Source organism: Pseudomonas sp. BF-R-19 (assembly GCF_019956445.1).
Classification (GTDB): domain Bacteria; phylum Pseudomonadota; class Gammaproteobacteria; order Pseudomonadales; family Pseudomonadaceae; genus Aquipseudomonas; species Aquipseudomonas fluorescens_BH.
Genome location: NZ_JAHBDN010000048.1, coordinates 231,125 through 251,957, shown reverse-complemented (window position 1 = coordinate 251,957; position 20,833 = coordinate 231,125). Strand labels below are relative to the sequence as shown.

At 60.1% G+C, this 20,833-nt stretch carries 17 protein-coding genes; 13 read left to right on the top strand and 4 right to left on the bottom strand.

What is annotated here, in order from left to right; genetic code table 11:
• Positions 1–17 precede the first annotated feature (17 nt).
• Complete coding sequence (gene bioB, locus KGB28_RS12865; protein ID WP_223445571.1) at positions 18–1,073, bottom strand: biotin synthase BioB; 1,056 nt, start codon at positions 1,071–1,073, stop codon at positions 18–20.
• Positions 1,074–1,166: 93 nt separating this feature from the next.
• Here bioB and KGB28_RS12860 point away from each other — a divergent pair, with 93 nt between their 5' ends.
• The 5 genes from KGB28_RS12860 (at position 1,167) to rarD (ending at position 6,952) form a co-directional block, all read left to right on the top strand.
• Positions 1,167–1,907 carry a ComF family protein gene (locus KGB28_RS12860; protein ID WP_223445569.1) on the top strand — a complete coding sequence of 247 codons (741 nt, stop codon included), beginning with the start codon at positions 1,167–1,169 and terminating at the stop codon, positions 1,905–1,907.
• A 63-nt stretch (positions 1,908–1,970) separates the two neighbouring features.
• On the top strand, positions 1,971–2,735 hold the full coding sequence (locus KGB28_RS12855; protein WP_223445567.1) for a TOBE domain-containing protein: 765 nt from the start codon (positions 1,971–1,973) through the stop codon (positions 2,733–2,735).
• A 67-nt stretch (positions 2,736–2,802) separates the two neighbouring features.
• Entirely contained in the window at positions 2,803–4,704 is a 1,902-nt protein-coding gene (locus KGB28_RS12850) for a PhoX family protein (protein WP_223445565.1), read from the top strand.
• Positions 4,705–4,884: 180 nt separating this feature from the next.
• A complete protein-coding gene (locus KGB28_RS12845) occupies positions 4,885–5,859 on the top strand; it encodes a serine/threonine protein kinase (RefSeq protein ID WP_095944920.1) in 975 nt (324 codons plus the stop codon).
• A gap of 205 nt (positions 5,860–6,064) precedes the next feature.
• On the top strand, positions 6,065–6,952 hold the full coding sequence (rarD, locus tag KGB28_RS12835; protein ID WP_223445563.1) for an EamA family transporter RarD: 888 nt from the start codon (positions 6,065–6,067) through the stop codon (positions 6,950–6,952).
• A 215-nt stretch (positions 6,953–7,167) separates the two neighbouring features.
• Here the strand turns inward: rarD and KGB28_RS12830 are convergent, their stop codons facing one another.
• Complete coding sequence (locus KGB28_RS12830; protein ID WP_095944918.1) at positions 7,168–7,686, bottom strand: glycine cleavage system protein R; 519 nt, start codon at positions 7,684–7,686, stop codon at positions 7,168–7,170.
• A gap of 546 nt (positions 7,687–8,232) precedes the next feature.
• Here KGB28_RS12830 and KGB28_RS12825 point away from each other — a divergent pair.
• Entirely contained in the window at positions 8,233–10,410 is a 2,178-nt protein-coding gene (locus KGB28_RS12825; RefSeq protein WP_223445561.1) for a malate synthase G, read from the top strand.
• A gap of 74 nt (positions 10,411–10,484) precedes the next feature.
• On the opposite strand, the gene KGB28_RS12820 is transcribed toward KGB28_RS12825, so the two are convergent.
• Together KGB28_RS12820 and KGB28_RS12815 are read right to left on the bottom strand one after the other, a co-directional pair.
• Entirely contained in the window at positions 10,485–11,396 is a 912-nt protein-coding gene (locus KGB28_RS12820) for an EamA family transporter (RefSeq protein WP_223445559.1), read from the bottom strand.
• Between the two features lie 361 nt (positions 11,397–11,757).
• Entirely contained in the window at positions 11,758–12,216 is a 459-nt protein-coding gene (locus KGB28_RS12815; RefSeq protein WP_223445557.1) for a response regulator, read from the bottom strand.
• Between the two features lie 253 nt (positions 12,217–12,469).
• Between KGB28_RS12815 and KGB28_RS12810 the strand changes: the two genes are divergently transcribed.
• The 7 genes from KGB28_RS12810 to KGB28_RS12780 all read left to right on the top strand — a co-directional run bounded on the left by KGB28_RS12810 (position 12,470) and on the right by KGB28_RS12780 (position 20,820).
• Positions 12,470–14,410: a DUF294 nucleotidyltransferase-like domain-containing protein gene (locus tag KGB28_RS12810; RefSeq protein ID WP_223445555.1), complete on the top strand. Its 1,941-nt coding sequence runs from the start codon at positions 12,470–12,472 to the stop codon at positions 14,408–14,410.
• Positions 14,407–15,114 (top strand): PolC-type DNA polymerase III, encoded by a 708-nt coding sequence (locus KGB28_RS12805; RefSeq protein WP_223445553.1) that lies wholly within the window; start codon positions 14,407–14,409, stop codon positions 15,112–15,114. Before KGB28_RS12810 ends, KGB28_RS12805 begins: the two co-directional genes overlap by 4 nt.
• 226 nt (positions 15,115–15,340) lie before the next feature.
• Complete coding sequence (locus tag KGB28_RS12800) at positions 15,341–15,859, top strand: RNA polymerase sigma factor (protein WP_223445551.1); 519 nt, start codon at positions 15,341–15,343, stop codon at positions 15,857–15,859.
• Entirely contained in the window at positions 15,856–16,830 is a 975-nt protein-coding gene (locus tag KGB28_RS12795; protein WP_223445549.1) for a FecR domain-containing protein, read from the top strand. Before KGB28_RS12800 ends, KGB28_RS12795 begins: the two co-directional genes overlap by 4 nt.
• 175 nt (positions 16,831–17,005) lie before the next feature.
• Positions 17,006–19,441 carry a TonB-dependent siderophore receptor gene (locus KGB28_RS12790; RefSeq protein WP_223445547.1) on the top strand — a complete coding sequence of 812 codons (2,436 nt, stop codon included), beginning with the start codon at positions 17,006–17,008 and terminating at the stop codon, positions 19,439–19,441.
• A 72-nt stretch (positions 19,442–19,513) separates the two neighbouring features.
• On the top strand, positions 19,514–20,644 hold the full coding sequence (locus KGB28_RS12785) for a PepSY-associated TM helix domain-containing protein (RefSeq protein WP_223445545.1): 1,131 nt from the start codon (positions 19,514–19,516) through the stop codon (positions 20,642–20,644).
• A complete protein-coding gene (locus KGB28_RS12780) occupies positions 20,641–20,820 on the top strand; it encodes a hypothetical protein (RefSeq protein ID WP_223445543.1) in 180 nt (59 codons plus the stop codon). Before KGB28_RS12785 ends, KGB28_RS12780 begins: the two co-directional genes overlap by 4 nt.
• Positions 20,821–20,833 lie beyond the last annotated feature (13 nt).

Here is a 20,833-nt window from a genome sequence, read left to right as displayed (position 1 = left end):
AGAAGTCGGTGGAAGACTCAAACCGCCGCGTTATAGAACTGCTCGCTGCTCTTCTGCTCCACCAGCGCCTGCTCGATCGCCGCCTGATGCACTTCATCGGCGTGCTCTTCGCGGGCTTCCGGCAGGATGCCCAGACGCGAGAACAGTTGCATGTCCTTGTCGGCCTGCGGGTTGGCGGTGGTCAGCAGTTTGTCGCCGTAGAAAATCGAGTTGGCACCAGCGAAGAACGCCAGGGCCTGCATCTGCTCGTTCATGGCTTCGCGGCCGGCGGACAGGCGCACGTGGGATTGCGGCATCAGGATGCGCGCGACGGCGAGCATGCGGATGAAGTCGAACGGATCGACGTCGTCGGCATTTTCCAGCGGCGTACCGGCGACTTTCACCAGCATGTTGATCGGCACCGACTCCGGATGCTCCGGCAGGTTGGCCAACTGGATCAGCAGGTTGGCGCGGTCGTCCAGCGACTCGCCCATGCCGAGGATGCCACCGGAACAGATCTTCATCCCCGACTCACGCACATAGGCCAGGGTTTGCAGGCGCTCGCTGTAGGTGCGGGTGGTGATGATGCTGCCGTAGAACTCAGGCGAGGTGTCGAGGTTGTGGTTGTAGTAGTCGAGGCCGGCCTTGGCCAGCGCTTCGGTCTGATCCTGATCCAGGCGACCGAGGGTCATGCAGGTTTCCAGGCCCATGGCCTTCACGCCTTCGACCATTTTCAACACGTACGGCATGTCCTTGGCCGACGGGTGTTTCCACGCTGCGCCCATGCAGAAGCGGGTCGAGCCGATGGCCTTGGCACGAGCGGCCTCTTCGAGGACCTTCTGCACCTCCATCAGTTTTTCTTTTTCCAGGCCGGTGTTGTAGTGACCGGACTGCGGACAATATTTGCAATCTTCCGGGCAGGCGCCGGTTTTGATCGACAGCAGGGTCGACACCTGGACGCGGTTGGCGTCGAAATGCGCACGGTGCACCGTCTGCGCCTGGAACAGCAGGTCATTGAATGGCTGGACGAAGAGTGCTTTGACTTCGGCCAAAGTCCAGTCATGACGCAGGGTTGCAGTGGTGCTGGCACTCATGGGCGTTTCCTTTGAATTATGCTTTGGCAGGCGGTTGGGCAATGGAATGTCACAGCCGCCTCACAGATGTTTCGGCATATTTAAGGAAGAGCGATGCGCTGTCAACCGCGATACGAAGGACCGGTTTACATCTGGTTAAAAAACAAACAATCATGTCTTTTGTGCGATGAACCGGCCGACGGCATCCCTCCTGTCTGCACGGCCTGCGAAATCGAGTTGCCCTGGCTCGGCGATCACTGCCTGACCTGCGCCCTACCGCTCCCGGCCGCGGGCCTCACCTGCGGCCATTGCCTGAAGCAGCCACCGGCCTTCAAACAAGTGATTGCGCCCTGGACCTACAGCTTTCCGGTAGACAGCCTGATCACCCGCTTCAAACACAACGCAAAGTGGCCGTTTGGCCGCCTGCTCGCCGAACTTCTCGTTCAATACCTGCAACATCGCTTCGAAGACGATCTGCAGCGCCCCGATGCGCTGATCCCGGTACCGCTGGCCAACCGACGCCTGCGCCAGCGCGGGTTCAATCAGGCGGCGATGCTGGCTCGCTGGTTGAGTGCGAGTCTCGATATCCCTTGCGACGAACGGTTGCTGCTACGCACCCAAGACACCGACGCCCAACAGGCCTTGAACGCCCAAGACCGCCGAAAAAACCTGCGCAACGCTTTCGCCCTGGCACCCGGCGCCGTCGTCAAAGGCCTGCACCTGGCCCTGGTCGACGACGTACTGACCACCGGCGCCACGGCCCTGGCCCTGGCTCGCCTGCTGATGGACGCCGGTGCGGCAAGGGTCGACGTCTATTGCCTGGCCCGTACGCCTAAACCCGGCGAGACACCCTGACTTGACTCGCGCGGTCCAAGCGGCCAACGTCCTCACCATCGTCACCACCCAAAGCGACTTGTCATGTCTTTGCCAACCTTGTTGTCCCAGCACATTGTCCGCCGTCCGCAGCGCATCGCCCTGCTGCAGCACATCGCCGAACAAGGCTCGATCACCCGCGCGGCCAAAAGCGCGGGCCTGAGCTACAAGGCCGCCTGGGATGCGATCGATGAGCTGAACAACCTGGCGCAGAAGCCGCTGGTGGAGCGGATCGTCGGCGGCAAGGGCGGCGGCGGTGCGCGCCTGTCCAACGAAGGTGAGCGGGTGTTGCGCCTGTACCAGAAGCTGCAAGCCTTGCAGGCCCAGGTGCTGGAAGCCGCTGAAGACGCGAGCGACCTCGACCTGCTCGGGCGCCTGATGCTGCGCACCAGCGCGCGCAACCAGTTGCACGGCAAGGTGATCGCGATTGAACCTCAGGGGCGCAACGACCTGATTCGCCTGGAAGTTGCCAAAGGCGTGATCGTCGCCGCGCAAATCACCCACGACAGCACCGAGCGCCTGGAGCTGCAAATCGGCAGCGAAGTCGTGGCATTGATCAAGGCCGGCTGGCTCGACGTGCTGGAAATCGACTCCGTCGAAACCCCTGGACACAATTGCCTCAACGGCATCATCGAAAAAATCCTCGACGCCGACGATGGCCCCAGCGAAGTGCGCATCACCCTGCCCAACGGCCTGACGCTGTGCGCATTGGCCGAATCGAGGCATCTGCAGGCATTGGGGCTGACGTCCGGCAAACCGGTGCGCGTGGAGTTTTCGCCGTCCAGGGTTCTGCTGGGCACGCCGCTTTAAACAAAACTGCAACAAAAGGTTCATTACTCTTCATTAAGGTGTCTGCACAAATCGCAGGGAGCCTGAAATGAGCCTATTAGAAGAAAACCAGTCCACCGACCTCGAAAACATGGTCGGCCTCAGCCGTCGCGGCTTCATCAGCGCAGGTGCCCTGTGCGGCGCGGCGATGTTCCTCGGCGGCAACCTGCTGAGCCGCAGCGTGATGGCCGCCAGCGTCAGCGCCGGCAACAGCCAGTTGCTGGGCTTCGACAGCATTGCCGCCGCCACCAGCGATTCCATCACCCTGCCAGCGGGCTACAAGTCCTCGGTGTTGATCAGCTGGGGCCAACCTCTGCACAAGGACGGCCCGGCGTTCGACCCGAGCGGCAACGGCAGCGCCGAACATCAGGAAGCCCAGTTCGGCGACAACAACGACGGCATGAGCCTGTTCGAATTTCCGGGCGAAAAAGACCGGGCGCTGATGGCGATCAACAACGAATACACCAACTACCGCTACCTTTACGCCCACGGCGGCATGCCGCAATCGGCGCAAGAAGTGCGCAAGGCGCTGGCCTGCGAAGGTGTGTCGGTGATTGAAGTGCAGCGCAAGAACGGCCAATGGCAATTCGTCCAGGGCTCGCGCTACAACCGCCGCATTCACGGCAACGCACCGATCACCCTGAGCGGCCCGGCCGCCGGACATGCCCTGCTGAAAACCAGTGCCGATCCGCATGGCAAGAACGCCCTCGGCACCTTCCAGAACTGCGCCAATGGCAAGACGCCATGGGGCACCTATCTGACCTGTGAAGAGAACTTCACCGACTGCTTCGGCAGCAGCAACGCCGAGCAGAAATTCGACCCGGCGCAAAAACGCTACGGCGTGGTGGCTACCAGCAAAGAGATCAACTGGCACCAGCACGACGAGCGCTTCGACATGGCGAAGAACCCCAACGAGCTCAACCGTCACGGCTGGGTGGTGGAGATCGATCCGTTCGATCCGAAATCGACGCCGGTCAAACGCACAGCCCTGGGGCGCTTCAAACACGAAAACGCAGCCCTTGCGGAAACTGGCGACGGTCATGCCGTGGTGTACATGGGCGACGACGAACGCGGGGAGTTCATCTACAAATTCGTCAGCCGCGACAAGATCGACCACAAGAACCCCAAGGCCAACCGCGACATTCTCGACCACGGCACCCTGTACGTGGCGCGTTTCGATGCGGGCGACGGTAACGTCGATCACCCGAAAGGCCAAGGTGAATGGATCGAACTGACCCACGGCAAAAACGGCATCGACGCCAGCAGCGGTTTTGCCGATCAGGCCGAAGTGCTGATCCACGCCCGTCTCGCCGCCAGTGTGGTGAAGGCCACGCGCATGGACCGCCCGGAATGGATCGTGGTCAGCCCCAAGGACGGCCAGGTCTACTGCACGCTAACCAACAACGCCAAACGCGGCGAAGACGGGCAACCGGTGGGCGGGCCAAACCCGCGCGAGAAGAACGTCTACGGGCAGATCCTGCGCTGGCGCACCGAGCGTGACGACCACGGCTCGAAAACTTTTGCCTGGGACCTGTTCGTCGTCGCCGGCAATCCGGGGGTTCACGCCGGCACACCCAAAGGCGGATCGTCGAACATCACGCCGCAGAACATGTTCAACAGCCCGGACGGGCTGGGCTTCGACAAGGCCGGGCGCTTGTGGATTCTCACCGATGGCGATTCGAGCAACGCCGGAGACTTTGCCGGCATGGGCAACAACCAGATGCTCTGTGCCGACCCGGTAACCGGCGAGATCCGCCGCTTCATGGTTGGCCCGGTAGGTTGTGAAGTGACGGGGATCAGCTTCTCGCCGGATCAGAAAACCCTGTTTGTCGGGATCCAGCACCCGGGTGAAAACGGCGGTTCGACCTTCCCCGAGCACCTGCCCAATGGCAAACCGCGCTCATCGGTGATGGCGATTTCGCGGGAAGATGGCGGGATCGTCGGCGCCTGACAGGCCCTCATCGCGAGCAAGCTCGCTCCCACAGGGAATCATGTTGTCCTTGTGGGAGCGGGCTTGCCCGCGAAGGCGTCAGCCCAGACACCACACATCTCAAGCCCACCCCCTAAAACCGCGCCGTCTGCGCTACCATGCCTGGCCGGACGCAGCAGCCTGCTGCGCGCAGGAGTCAGCATGGCCCACCCGTTTGAAACCCTCACACCAGACCTCGTGCTCGATGCTGTAGAAAGCATCGGCTTTCTCAGCGACGCGCGCATCCTGGCCCTCAACAGCTACGAGAACCGCGTCTATCAAGTCGGTATCGAAGACGCCGAGCCGCTGATCGCCAAGTTCTACCGGCCGCAACGCTGGAGCAACGAAGCGATTCTGGAAGAGCACCAGTTCACCGCCGAACTCGCCGACTGCGAGGTGCCGGTCGTGGCGCCGTTGATCCACAACGGTGAAACCCTGCACGAACACAACGGTTTCCGTTTCACCCTGTTCCCCCGCCGTGGCGGCCGCGCACCGGAGCCGGGCAACCTCGACCAGTTGTATCGCCTGGGCCAGTTGCTAGGGCGCCTGCATGCGGTCGGCTCGACCCGCCCGTTCGAGCACCGTGAAGCGCTGGCGGTGAAAAATTTCGGCCATGACTCGCTGGCCACGTTGCTCGACGGCAATTTCATCCCCCGCAGCCTGCTGCCGGCCTACGAATCGGTGGCCCGCGATCTGCTCAAGCGTGTGGAAGATGCCTACAGCAACACGCCGCACCAGAACATCCGCATGCACGGTGACTGCCACCCCGGCAACATGATGTGCCGCGACGAGATGTTCCATATCGTCGACCTCGACGACTGCCGCATGGGTCCGGCGGTGCAGGACATCTGGATGATGCTCGCTGGCGATCGTCAGGATTGCCTGAGCCAGTTGTCGGAACTGATGGACGGCTACAACGAGTTCCACGACTTCGACCCGCGTGAACTGGCGCTGATCGAACCGTTGCGCGCCTTGCGCCTGATGCACTACAGCGCCTGGCTCGCCCGCCGCTGGGAAGATCCGGCCTTCCCCCGCAGTTTCCCGTGGTTCGGCACCGAGCGTTATTGGGGGGACCAGGTATTGGCGTTGCGCGAACAACTGGCGGCGCTCAATGAAGAGCCACTAAAACTCTTCTGACCCACACAGAACGAATGTGGGAGCGGGCTTGCTCGCGAAAGCGGCGTGTCAGTCGACATCAATGTTGAATGACTCACCGCCTTCGCGAGCAAGCCCGCTCCCACAGGTACCGTGTTCACAAATACCCAACCTATTCAGTCAGGACATTCGCAGACAAATCTCCTTACAATCCCCTCTTTGTTAGCTGCCTAAGCAAGGATTCTGCATGCAAGCCGCCAACCCGCGTCGCGGGTACATTCTAGGCCTGAGTGCCTACATCATCTGGGGGCTTTTCCCCCTCTATTTCAAAGCCATCGCCAGCGTGCCCGCCGTGGAAATCATCATCCACAGGGTGCTGTGGTCGGCATTGTTCGGCGCCTTGTTGCTGATGGTCTGGAAGCATCCCGGCTGGTGGCGCGAACTGCGGGATAACCCGCGGCGGCTGGCGATCCTGGCACTGAGCGGTGCGCTGATCGCGGCCAACTGGCTGACCTACGTCTGGTCGGTGAACAACGGACGCATGCTGGAGGCCAGCCTCGGCTACTACATCAACCCCTTGGTGAACGTGTTGCTGGGCATGCTGATCCTCGGCGAACGGCTGCGGCGCATGCAATGGATTGCCGTCGGTCTGGCGGCTGTCGGTGTGGCGCAGCAAGTCTGGCAAGTCGGCAGCCTGCCGTGGGTGTCGCTGGTGCTGGCTCTGACCTTCGGTTTCTATGGCCTGATTCGCAAGCAGGCGCCAGTCAAGGCGCTGCCGGGGTTGGTGGTGGAAACCTGGATGCTGGTGCCGATTGCCCTCGGCTGGTTGCTGCTCAATCCGACGGCCAGCAGCGCCCAGGCCGAATTCTGGACCACCTCCCAAGCCTGGTGGCTGGTCGCCGCCGGCCCGATCACGCTGGTGCCACTGGTCTGCTTCAACGCTGCTGCACGGCATTTGCCCTACACGACACTGGGCTTTCTCCAGTATCTGGCGCCGACACTGGTACTGCTGCAAGCGGTCCTGCTGTTTGGCGAGCACCTGTCGTCCAGCACCTTGGTAGCGTTCATGTTTATCTGGGCCGGCCTGGCGGTTTACAGCATCGATGCGTGGATAAGTTTACGCCGCCGCAACTGATCAAAAAACGCACAAAACCCTACAGGCCACGTATCCCGTGGCCTGCATCATTCCTTCCCAAGGTTATCCACAGCGTGATCCCCGCCGTTTGTGCGCAAGTATCTGAAACTGCTGGTTTTTTGATCAGAACCTGAAGAGCCCCGGTCGACATGGCCTGGCGGGGTGTCTCTACAGGTTATCCACAGGCCGGTGCACGTTTAACTTGGATAACCTGATCAGGGTTCACTGCGCAGCACCAATTCGACCATCAGGTCGTCAGCCAGGGTTTCCAGGCGCGATTGCAGCACGTCCAGCGACAGGGTCAGCGGTACCGCGAGAATCGCTTCGGCGTGAAACAGCGGCTCGCTGCTCATCGGTGCCGGGCGCACTTCGGTGACCAGCCGTTCCAGATTCACCCCCTGCTCGCTCAGCAAGCGCGTGATGTCACGCACGATCCCCGGACGATCATTGCCCACCAGTTCCATGGCGATCGGTTTCCAGGTGCAGGATTGTTCGATACCGCTTTCAGCGATCAACACGCGAATATCCTGGGCGGACAAACCCTGCAGGGCATCGACCAATTCGTCGTAGGCCTCGGCCGGCACCCCCACCCGAAGAATCCCGGCGAATTGTCCCGCCATGCGCGACATGCGGCTTTCCAGCCAATTGCCGCCGTGCTCGGCAATGCATTGGGCAATGCGCTCGACTTGCCCGGGCTTGTCCGGAGCAAAAACAGTGAGTACGAGGTGGTCCATGGCGCAGCCCTCTAGTCATGACTTTTGTTATAGAGAACCAAGTATAGGCAAGGGTTGGACCTGCGCCGACAGGTCAGGCCTCTTCGCGGGCAAGCCCGCTCCCACAGGGTCATGCGCTGTCCTTGTGGGAGCGGGCTTGCTCGCGAATGAAGGCACCGCCGATCTGACTGACCCAACAAATCGTGTACAACTTTTGATATTTAACTGGAACAATCCAATAGTTTTTTGAGAACATCACGCTCCCCGACGTGACCGCAATGCGTCATGGGGTCGCAGAACGACGTAATTAGTCTAATTTTCACAACCGCAATTCATCATGTAGTATGCCGCAGCGCGCACTACATAACGTTGGATCGATGTCTGCCGCAGGCACGTTCGCAACCCTGAAAGCCCTGTCAGCAAGGCCCCAAGCCGTTGATTGGTCCCAACCCAGCCGCCCGTCATGGGCATGTACTGGTAGAGGGGTTTGTGGTTTAAATGGCCAACGGCTTCATTGTTAAATTGAAGAGCTGAAAAGCGAAATAGCTGAGCAGAGTGAGGCAAGCAATGACTGAACACGTTCAAGTCGGTGGCCTGCAGGTCGCCAAAGTCCTGTTCGACTTCGTGAACAACGAAGCCATTCCCGGTACCGGCCTCACCGCCGATAAGTTCTGGGCCGGTGCCGACAAGGTCATCCATGACCTGGCGCCGAAGAACAAAGCCCTACTCGCCAAACGCGATGATTTCCAGGCTCAAATCGATTCCTGGCATCAGGAACGTGCCGGTCAAGCGCACGACGCCGTGGCCTATAAAGCCTTCCTGCAAGAGATCGGTTATCTGCTGCCAGAAGCGGCCGATTTCCAGGCAACGACGCAAAACGTCGACGAAGAAATCGCCCGCATGGCCGGTCCGCAGCTCGTGGTGCCGGTGATGAATGCCCGTTTCGCCCTCAATGCCTCGAACGCCCGTTGGGGTTCGCTGTATGACGCGCTCTACGGCACCGACGCCATCAGCGAAGCTGACGGCGCGGAAAAAGGCAAAGGCTACAACAAGGTGCGCGGCGACAAGGTCATCGCCTTCGCCCGTGCCTTCCTCGACGAAGCGGCGCCTTTGGCGGCCGGCTCCCACGTCGACTCCACCGGCTACAAGATCGTCGACGGCAAACTGGTGGTCGCCCTTAAAGGTGGCAGCAACACCGGCCTGCGCAACGATGCGCAACTGATCGGCTTCCAGGGCGATGCCGCTGCACCGACCGCGATCCTGCTGAAAAACAACGGCCTGCATTTCGAAATCCAGGTCGACGCCAGCACCCCGGTCGGCCAGACCGACGCGGCCGGCGTCAAAGACATCCTGATGGAAGCCGCGCTGACCACCATCATGGACTGCGAAGACTCGGTTGCCGCCGTCGACGCCGATGACAAAGTGGTGATCTACCGCAACTGGCTCGGCCTGATGAAGGGCGATCTGTCGGAAAACGTCGCCAAGGGCGGTCAGACCTTTACCCGCACCATGAACGCCGACCGCACCTACACCGCTGTCGATGGCAGTGAACTGAGCCTGCACGGCCGTTCGTTGCTGTTCGTGCGTAACGTCGGTCACCTGATGACCATCGACGCGATTCTGGACAAAGACGGTAACGAAGTGCCGGAAGGCATTCTCGATGGCCTGGTGACTTGCCTGGCATCGATGCACAACCTGAACGGCAACACGTCGCGCAAAAACACCCGCACCGGCTCGATCTACATCGTCAAGCCGAAGATGCACGGCCCTGAAGAAGCGGCGTTCACCAACGAGCTGTTCGGTCGCATCGAAGACATGCTGGGCCTGCCGCGCAATACCCTCAAAGTCGGGATCATGGACGAGGAGCGTCGTACCACGATCAACCTCAAGGCCTGCATCAAGGCTGCGAGTGAGCGCGTGGTGTTCATCAACACCGGTTTCCTCGACCGCACGGGCGATGAAATCCACACCTCCATGGAAGCCGGCCCGATGGTGCGCAAGGCGGACATGAAGGCGGAAAAATGGATCGGCGCCTACGAGAACTCCAACGTCGATATCGGCCTGAGCACCGGCCTGCAAGGTCGCGCACAGATCGGTAAAGGCATGTGGGCCATGCCTGACCTGATGGCAGCGATGCTCGAACAGAAAATCGCTCACCCGATGGCCGGTGCCAACACTGCTTGGGTACCATCGCCGACCGCTGCTGCCTTGCATGCACTGCACTATCACAAGGTTGACGTGTTCGCCCGTCAGGCCGAACTGGCCAAACGTGCCCACGCTTCGGTGGACGACATCCTGACCATCCCGCTGGCTGTGAACCCGCAGTGGACCGCCGAACAGATCAAGAACGAACTGGACAACAACTCACAGGGCATTCTTGGTTACGTGGTGCGCTGGATCGACCAGGGCGTTGGTTGTTCGAAAGTGCCTGACATCAACGACGTCGGCCTGATGGAGGACCGTGCAACGCTGCGTATTTCCAGCCAGCACATCGCCAACTGGCTGCGCCATGGCATCGTCACAGAAGAGCAGGTGATGGAAAGCCTCAAGCGCATGGCGCCGGTGGTTGACCGTCAGAACGCCGGCGACGCGCTGTACCGTCCGCTGGCCCCGAACTTCGACAGCAACATCGCCTTCCAGGCGGCGGTCGAACTGGTGGTTGAAGGCACGAAGCAGCCGAACGGCTACACCGAGCCGGTCCTGCACCGTCGTCGTCGCGAGTTCAAGGCGAAGAACGGGTTGTAAACCAGCTCCCTCCACAGCAATCCCCCGGTTGAAGAACCGGGGGATTTTTGTTTCTGCGCCCTGCAAATGCAGAACTATCTCCTGAAACGCAACGCGTTTGCAGCGATGTGGCGGCCTATTCTCGTTGCATTCATGAACAAGGCAATTCCAAGAACCGTAATGATGAGCGCAAACAGTTTTTCGCCCCCAATGGGTTCGTCGAGCACATACCACGAGGTCAAGATACCCGATATCGGAACAATCACTGACAACGGTGCAACCTGGCTCGCCGGATATTTCTCAATCATTCGGTTCCACACCCAATACCCGAATACCGTCGCCACATAGGCCTGGAACAGGACAGATGCCAGCACTGGAGCAGTTATGTCCGTTAGCAACGACTGGAAAGGGGCTGCGCCCTTGACCCAGTAAGTCATCAGGTATAGAGGCGGTGTTGCATACAGACTCGACCAAACGACAAAGGAAAATATATCAGCCACTTTGCTTCTCTTGACCAGCACATTGCAAAGACTCCAAAACAGTGCGCCAAGCAGCACCAGAAAAAGTCCAAAGCTTTCGGCATCACCGTGTGTTACATGAATAATGAACATCAGCCCCACCAACGCCATGAGAATGCCGGCCACTTGTATTGCCGTCATTTTCTCGCCAAACAGCAACACTCCCCAGATGACCGTGAAAAAAGCACTGAATTGCAAGAGCAAAGATGTCACGCCGGCACTGACGCCAAGAAACATGCCGTAGTTCATCAGCCAGCACATTCCGACACCAAACAACAAACCGTAGACGATAGTTACAAAAGTACTGACACCTTTCGGTTTCGGGATGAAGAACACCAGTGGCAATGCACAGAAAGTAAAGCGCAACGCTGTCAATATGAACGGATCGATACCGTCTAGACTGATATCAATGACCGTAAAATTACTGCCCCACATGACTGTCACACCGACAATAAGTACAAGATCGCGAAATTCAATTTTCTTTATCATACCGTCCTCATAGCGACACACAACCACACAATCCAGGAAGAGCAAGGACCATTGTCGGTATTTTATCCGCAGGAACTAGCCGCAGACTGAATACACGACAACCATCGGCATACTCAAGCCACTAAAAAGCGGAGTGCCAAACTGGTAACCCGGAGAGTGCTACGACAGATTTTATTAAACCAAGTACAACATCAAATAGATGCCTGCATTGGCTTTCAAGAACTGAACGATAACTGAATAATCGAAAGAATAAACAAGCTATTTGTGAGGAGCCTTTTCGCAGACCAATTAGATAAACTTAATTACAAGTTAAACCCACCAAAACAACTCCAGCCTGTAACTAACAATTACAGGCGCCCAGTTATTTAATGCCCAATTCGCGTTTTACCAGTGTCAGCAGATGACTGGCATCAATCGGTTTGAGTAGAAAGTCCACCACGCTCAAATGCATTGCGGCGATCGCATCCTTCACGTCGGCGTCACCCGAGACAATGATGATCGGCAATGCCGCTCTTACCGATTCGCGTACCTGACGGATCAGTTCCAAACCGTCAACGCGGCCCATCCGCAGGTCGGTGATCAGTAAACCGATCGAGGGCTTTTTGATCTCTGCCTCGGTCTCCAGGATCTTGAGTGCCGCTTCGCCACTGGCCGCGGTCAGGCAGCGAATGCCCTCTAATGCGAGGATCTCTGACAGCAGCGTCCGGGCGTCTTTATCGTCGTCGACGATCAGCACCCGTTGCAGCGGCAGGTCGGGTTCCAGCATGACGGCACTGAGCGCTTCGCGCTCGGCGTCACTCAAAATATCGTGGTCAGACATGGCGTTCCCTACATGTTCAATTCATTTCCCTGGCACAGTGCTGAATCATCACTGAGCAGACCACCAATGTGCACTTCGTCGGATATTTTTCCAATAGCAGAATAGAGAGGTTTTTCTCACCGTTGCGTAAGGTTTTTCCGACATTCCATCACCCTGATTGCCTACCTAGACTTACGTCCAATGGGCACCCCGGCCACAGGGGTCGACCATGTCTGGGTCATCCGACTACAACAATTCAAAAAAGACTGCGGTAATGGTTATGAGTAAAGCGGACGCCTTCACACAGGCAGGGAAAACCGCGGTGTTGCAGAACATCCAGGGCACGTTGCAATTCCTTCAGCGCTTCCCGCCCTTCAACCAGATGGAACACGCTCACCTGGCGTATCTGGTCGAGCAATGTCAGCTGCGTTTTTACGCCCCCGGCGAGAGCATCATCAAACCCGCCGACGGGCCGGTCGAGCACTTCTATATCGTCAAGCAAGGCCGGGTCGTGGGCGAGCGTCCGCATACGGCAAAAGGTGGCACCGAAACGGTCTTCGAGATCACCACCGGCGAGTGTTTCCCCCTCGCGGCATTGCTGGGTGAACGGGCGACCCGCACCGAGCACCTGGCCGGCGAAGACACCTTCTGCCTGCAATTGAACAAACCGGCGTTCGTCCGCCTGTTTTCGCTATCGGACACCTTCCGCAACTTCGCCCTGCGCTGCGTCAGCAGCCTGCTGGATCAGGTCAACCAGCAAGTGCAGCAAAAAGCCGTGGAAACCCTGGGCACCCAATACTCGCTCAATACCCGACTGGGCGAATTGGCCATGCGCCACCCGGTGACATGCGCCCCGCAGACACCGTTGCGCGAAGCCGTGACGTTGATGCACGAACAACAGGTCGGCAGCATCGTGGTGGTCGATGAACTCAAGGCGCCACTGGGGATTTTCACCCTGCGTGACCTGCGTCAGACAGTGGCCAACGGCAGCAGTGATTTCAACGAAGCCATCGAAGGGCACATGACCCGGGCGCCGTTCTTCCTGTCGCCGGATCACAGTGCATTCGACGCGGCGATTGCCATGACCGAGCGTCACATTGCCCATGTCTGCCTGGTCAAGGACCAACGCTTGTGCGGCGTGGTTTCCGAGCGCGATCTGTTTTCCCTGCAACGGGTCGACCTGGTGCACCTGGCGCGCACTATCCGCAATGCCCAGAAAGTGGAAAACCTGGTGGCGCTGCGGGGCGAAATCGGTCAACTGGTCGAGCGCATGCTGGCCCACGGCGCGTCTTCGACGCAGATCACCCACATCATCACCTTGCTCAACGACCACACCGTGTGCCGGGTGATCGAACTGACCCTCGCCGAAAAAGGCGACCCCGGCGTGCCGTTCAGCTGGCTGTGTTTCGGCAGCGAAGGCCGTCGCGAGCAGACCCTGCACACCGATCAGGACAACGGCATTCTGTTCGAAGCCAGGGATGCGGCCCATGCCGCCGAGATTCGCGGCAAGCTGCTGCCCATTGCCCAGCAGATCAACCAGAGCCTGGCGCTGTGCGGTTTCACCTTGTGCAAGGGCAATATCATGGCCGGCAACCCCGAGCTGTGCCTGTCCAGGGCCGAATGGGCGCGGCGCTTTGCGGCGTTTATCCGCGAGGCAACCCCGGAGAACCTGCTGGGTTCGAGCATCTATTTCGATTTGCGCGTGGTCTGGGGCAGCGAGCAAGGCTGTGAGCAGTTGCGCCGGGGCATTCTCGATCAGGTCGGCGACAACCGTTTGTTCCAGCGCATGATGGCCGAGAATGCGCTGCGCAATCGCCCGCCTGTAGGACGTTTCCGCGAGTTCGTGCTGGCGCGTAAAAATGGCGAGAAGGCCACCCTGGACCTGAAGATCCAGGGCCTGGCACCGTTTGTCGACGGCGCCCGGTTGCTGGCCCTGGTCCACGGTATCGAAGCGAACAACACGCTGGAGCGTTTTCGCCAGTTGGTCGACAAGGAAGTCATCGCCCCCCTGGACGGCGCCGCGTACGAAGAGGCCTATCACTTCATCCAGCAAACCCGCATGCAGCAACACCAACTACAGACCCGGGAGAATTTTCCTTACTCGAATCGGGTCGATCCCGACAGCCTCAATCATCTGGACCGACGCATCCTGCGTGAGTCCCTGCGCCAGGCACAACGCCTGCAAAGCAGCCTGACCTTGCGGTATCAGTTATGAGCCTGTTTTCGTGGCTGCGCCCGCCAAGCCTTACCCTGCCCGCCCACCTGCAACATCGGCTGGGGCAATTACCGACGGCTGCCGACCTGGCGCAGTGCAGCCTGCGCGAGCAACGCTGGGTGGTGCTCGATCTGGAAACCACCGGCTTGAACCTGAACAAGGACCACATGTTGTCCATCGGCGCAGTGGTGATCGAGGACGGGGCCATCGACTTTCGCCAGCAGTTCGAACGCACCCTGCAATATCCGCAAGTGAAACTCGGCCCCAGCGTGCTGATCCATGGCATTGGCCCCAGCGCCATTGCAGCGGGCAGCGACCCGGCAGAAGCACTGCTCGACCTGATGGAGTATATCGGGGACAGTCCGGTGCTGGCCTTCCACGCGCCGTTTGACCAGCACATGCTCGGCCGTGCGCTGAAAGATCATCTGGGTTTCAAATTGCAGCATCCGTTTCTGGATGTGGCGGACATTGCGCCGCTGCTATGCCCCCAGGCGCACATTCGCGAGGCCGGGCTGGACGACTGGATCGACTGGTTCAAGCTCGAAGTCTTCGAGCGTCACCACGCCAGCGCTGACGCCCTGGCCACCGCCGAACTGATGCTGATTCTGTTCAGCCGTGCGCGACAGCAGCAGATTCATAGCCCATTGAATCTGCAACAGCGCTTGAATCAATGGAAGCGCCGGCAGCAGGCGCCGTCCTTCTGACCTATACGCAACCCCTGTAGGAGCGAGCCTGCTCGCGAAAATCGTCAACGGTGACACGTTTTTCTGGCAAGACCGAGGTGTCAGATAGTTTTTCGCGAGCAGGCCCGCTCCTACAGGGGCCGTCGCCTAATTCCCACCCGACCAACGCCAATTGCTTACCTCCCTCGCCTCTGCCACAATCGCGAACAATTCTCGTTAGTTAATATTTCCCAATCGGTGATGCGGCGTGTCGTCAGTCCCAAGCCCTCAAAGTGAGCTCGTCGGTGCGTTATATCGCGACCATCGCGATTGGCTATTGGCCTGGCTTCGACGCAACGTCGCCTGCCCGCAGCGGGCCGAAGACCTGAGCCAGGACACTTTCGTGCGTTTGCTGGGCCGTGAGGAACTGAAGGCACCGCGCGAGCCGCGGGCGTTTCTGGTGGCGATCGCCAAGGGCCTGCTGTTCGATTATTTCCGTCGCGCCGCGCTGGAACAGGCCTACCTCACCGAGCTGATGCTGATTCCCGAAGCCGAACAACCGTCGGCGGAAGAACAGCAAATGATCCTCGAAGACCTGAAAAACATCGACCGCTTGCTCGGCAAGCTATCCAGCAAAGCCCGGGCGGCGTTCCTCTACAACCGCCTCGACGGCCTCGGCCACGCAGAAATTGCCGAGCGCCTCGGTGTGTCGGTGCCGCGGGTGCGCCAGTACCTGGCCCAAGGCATTCGTCAGTGCTACATCGCGCTGTATGGTGAGCCGACATGAATCCACTCAGTTCCAAACCGGTATCGGCCAACGTGCTGGACGCGGCGATTGCCTGGCAGTTGTCCATGGACTGCGCCAACCCGGTAGAACGCGAAGAGTTCGCCAAGTGGCACGCGGCCCACGAAGAGCACGCCCGCGCCTGGCGCCAGTTGGGCATGCTCGACCAGCGTTTCAGCGTGGCCAGCGGCCCGGCCCGCACGGCCTTGCTGCAATCGCGCGAAGGTATTCGCCGGCGAGTGCGCAAGCTTGGCAACGGTGTCGCCAGCGTCGTTGCCGTGATCGGCCTGGCCCTGTTCGCCGGGGATCGTTACCTGCCGATCGACTATTGGCTGGCCGACCAGCGCACCGCCGTTGGCGAGCAGCGCACCCTGCGCCTGGCTGACGGCACGCTGATCAATCTCAACACCCACAGCGCGCTGGATGTGCGTTTCGATGAAAAGCAGCGGCGCATCGTGCTTCAGGAAGGCGAAATCCTGGTTGAAACCGGCCATGGTGATCCCCGGCCGTTCATCGTCGAAACCCGCGAAGGCAGCATGCGTGCGCTGGGTACGCGGTTTCTGGTCAAGCGCGAGGAAGACGGAACGCGCTTGAGCGTATTGCAGTCGGCGGTGGCGGTTCACCCTGAGTCCACCCCTGATGAACAGATTCTGCGCGAAGGCCAGCAGGTGCTGATCCGCAAAAACGGCCTGGGTCCGGTTCTGGCCGTCAACCTCGGCGCGGATGCCTGGACCCGCGGCATGCTGGTGGTGGACAACACGCGGCTGGAAGACCTGGTGCATGAAATCGGCCGCTATCGAAACGGTTACGTCGGGGTCGCACCGGAAGTGGCCGACCTGCGCATCACCGGCAGCTTCCCGCTGCGCGACACCGACCTGGCACTCAATGCCCTGCTGCCAACCCTGCCGGTGCAGATCGAACAGCACACGCAATGGTGGGTAAAGGTCGTGGCCAAGGCTGATACCAAACCCTGAAAAACTTTGTGTCTGCTCGCGATGGCGCCGTTCGACTCCCCGCAAAAACCGTTTTGACCCAATACCAGCCGCAACCGACTTCTGAATCGAAATTATTTTCATCCAGCCCTATCACTTTTTGATTTTCGTTCGGCACACAGGCAATTGAGAAATGTTTCCATTCAGGAGCCGCTGTATGCCTCGTTCGCTAGACTCCCTGTTGCGCCGCAGTTTGCTGGCAGTCGCTATTGCCCTTTGCGCCCCTCTAGCCAGTAGCCAACTGGTCGCCGCTGAACAGGTGTCCAGCGTCCGCGCCTACAACCTGCCGGCCGCGCCGTTGGCCAGCACCCTGAACCAGATTGCCAGCCAGGCCGGTTTGGCCCTGTCGCTGAATCCATCCCTGGCAGCGGGCAAGACCTCGGCGCCGGTCAAAGGCCAGTTCGACGCAGCCGGCGCCCTGCGCGAAGCCCTGCGTGGCACCGGGTTGCAACTGGAGCTGAGCAGTGCGGGCACCTATAGCCTGGTGGCCGTGCCCGAGGGTGTGATGGACCTGCCGGCCACCAGCGTGATCGGCGTGCAAGACACTGAAAGCGCCTGGGGCCCGGTACAGGGCTACCTGGCCAAGCGCACCGCCGCCGGCACCAAGACCGACACCGCGCTGGTCGAAGCGCCGCGTTCGATTTCGGTCGTCACTCGTGAGCAGATGGACGACCGCAACGCGCACACCCTCGACGATGCCGTACGCTACTTGCCGGGCATCACCTCCAGCAGCTTCGGCAGCGACACCCGCGCCGACTGGTTGCGCGTGCGGGGTTTCGAGCCGACTCAATTCCTCGACGGCCTGCCACTGCCAAAGGGTGTGTACTCCAACCCGAAACAGGAAACCTGGAACCTCGACCGCCTGGCGCTGCTTCGCGGCCCGGCCTCCTCGGTGTACGGCCAGACCCCGCCGGGCGGCCTGCTGGACATGGTCAGCCGTCGCCCAAGTGCTGAAGCCAGCAGCGAGATCCAACTGCAATACGGCAGCGATAATCATCGCCAGATCAACTTCGCCAGCACCGGCAAGATCGACGACGAAGGCCAGTTCCTGTACAGCCTCAGCGGCGTGCTGCGCGACGGCGGCACGCCCATCGACCACATCGATGACAAGCGCTACAACATTGCGCCCAGCCTGACCTGGAACATCGGCGAAGACACCAAATTCACCCTGCTCACGCAGTTCACCCGTGACGATACCGGTATCACCAGCCAGTTCTATCCGATCCAAGGCACCAAGATCGACATGCCGTTCGGCGATATCTCCCACCACAAGAACCTGGGTGACCCGAACTACGACTTCTACGACCGCACCTACTACGCGCTGGGTTATGCCTTCGAACACCGCCTGAACGATGTCTGGCAGTTCCGGCAGAACCTGCGCTACACCAAGTCGGAGCTGTCGTTCCAGGCCGTGACCGTCAATAGCTACGGCCCCTCTTACGGGTCTATTGTTGACGATCAGGGCAACACCGGCCGTGGCACCACCAATGTCGACGAAGACATCGCCCAATTCGCCGTGGACAACAACTTCCAGGGCGACTTCGTCACCGGCGACGTCAGTCACACCTTGCTGATCGGCCTGGACCACCAGCGCAACACCACCAACTACCTCTCGATCTTCGGCACCGCGCCGGGCATCAACGTCAACGACCCGATCTATGGTTTGCCGATCGAACGTCCGGCACGCTCCACGGCGTTCTACGACTACGAGCAGAAGACCCAGCAGACCGGCCTGTACATCCAGGACCAGATGGCCCTCGGCCAATGGCGCCTGACCCTCGGCGGTCGTGAAGACTGGGTCCACACCGGTACCACGTTCTTCAACAAGGGCGATGCCACCAACACCGAACGCGACAAGAACTTCAGCGGCAACGCAGCGATCAGCTACGTGTTCGACTCGGGCTTCGTGCCCTACCTGTCCTACGCCGAATCGTTCCAGCCGACCAGCAATGCCGTCGCCTCGCCGACCGAGTCGTTCAAGCCGACCGAAGGCAAGCAATGGGAACTGGGGATCAAGTACCAGCCACCGGGCAGCAACACCCTGCTGACGGCGGCTGTGTATGACCTGACCCAGAAAAACGTTTCCGTCACCAACAACGTGGGCAACGTGACAGTCACCAGCCAGACCGGCGAAGTGAAAGTCAAAGGCCTGGAGCTGGAAGCGGTTTCCGACGTGACCGAAAACCTCAAGGTCACCGCTGCCTACACCCTGGCCAAATCCGAAGTGCAAGAGGGCATCTACAAGGGCAATCGCCTGCAACTGATGCCTAACCAGCAAGCGTCGGTGTGGGGCGACTACACCTGGCACAACGGCGTGCTGGACGGCTTCGGCATCGGTGCCGGCGCGCGCTATACCGGCAATACCTATGGCGACCAGGCCAACACCTGGCTGGGCAAGGCCGACGCCTACACGGTGTTCGACGCAGTGGTTCACTACGACCTCGGTCGCGTGGACAACAGCCTCAAAGGCGCTTCGCTGGCCGTTAACGCAACCAACCTGTTCGACAAGGACTACATCTCGACTTGCGACAGCTACTACTGCTACTACGGCGACCAGCGCAGTGTCGTCGCAAGTGCAACCTACAAGTGGTAACGCGTTGAGCTGACACGCCCAATGACCAGGCCGTCCTTTGTGGGCGGCTTTGGTTTTTCTGAAGGCTATGAAATGAAAAGTAAAACAATTCGCCGCTGGTCCGCTGTTCATACCTGGACCAGCCTGATTTGTACGGTGTTCCTGTTGCTGCTGGCACTGACCGGCCTGCCGTTGATCTTTCACCACGAGATCGACCACTTGCTGGGCGATGCGCCTGATGTGAAGGAAATGCCGGCGGACACCCCGCGCCTGAATTTGCAGCAGTTGGTGGAAGCGGCCGAGAAGCATCGCCCCGGCGAAGTCATGCAGTATTTCGGCTTCGAGGACGATGAGCCCAACGCGGTGCTGACCATCATGGCCGCGACCGCGGGCACCGAGCCGAACTCGTCCCATACCTTCATGCTCGACGCCCGTACCGGCGAAGCGCTGGAGACGCCATCGGCCAACGGCGGTTTCATGATGACCATGCTGCGCCTGCACGTGGACATGTTCGCCGGCTTGCCGGGCAAGTTGCTGCTGGCGTTCATGGGGATTCTGTTCGTGGTGGCGATCGTTTCCGGCACGGTGTTGTACTTGCCGTTCATGCGCCGCTTGAAGTTCGCCACCGTGCGCCAGGACAAATCCACACGCCTGCGTTGGCTCGATTTGCATAACCTGATCGGTGTGGTGACGTTGACCTGGGCCCTGGTGGTCGGCGTGACGGGTGTGATCAGTGCCTGCGCCGACCTGATCATTACCGCCTGGCGCAACGACAGCCTGAGCGCGATGATCGCACCGTACCGCGATGCGCCACCGCTGACGCAACTCGCGCCCGCGACCCGTTTGCTCGATATCGCCAAGGATGTCGCGCCGGGCATGCAGCCTGACTTCATCGCTTTCCCCGGCACGCGATTTTCCAGCGAGCACCATTACGCGGTGTTCATGAAAGGCAGCACCCACCTGACCTCGCACCTGCTGACGCCGGTACTGATCGACGCCAGCACCCTGCAAGTCACCGCCGTGGCCGAACGACCGTGGTACATGGACGCCATGGGCATGTCGCAACCGCTGCACTTCGGTGACTACGGCGGCATGCCGATGAAAATCCTCTGGGCGACCCTCGATGTGCTGATCATCATCGTGCTCGGCAGCGGGGTCTACCTGTGGGTGGTGCGGCGCAAGGCGACCAGGCCGGTGCTGGAAAAAGCGGAGAGCGTGGCATGAAGCCCCGACAGTCGAACTTCTGGAAAGTGTTTGCCATTCCGACCGTCATCGCGGTGCTTGGCGCGGCTGGGTTGTTTGCCGCGTTGCTCGGGGATGGTGTGTGGGATTCGCTGAGCTGGTTGGGGCTGGGCATCCCGGCTGTGCTAGCCCTACGCGGCCTCCTGCAACACCGCTGATCCCTTGTGGGAG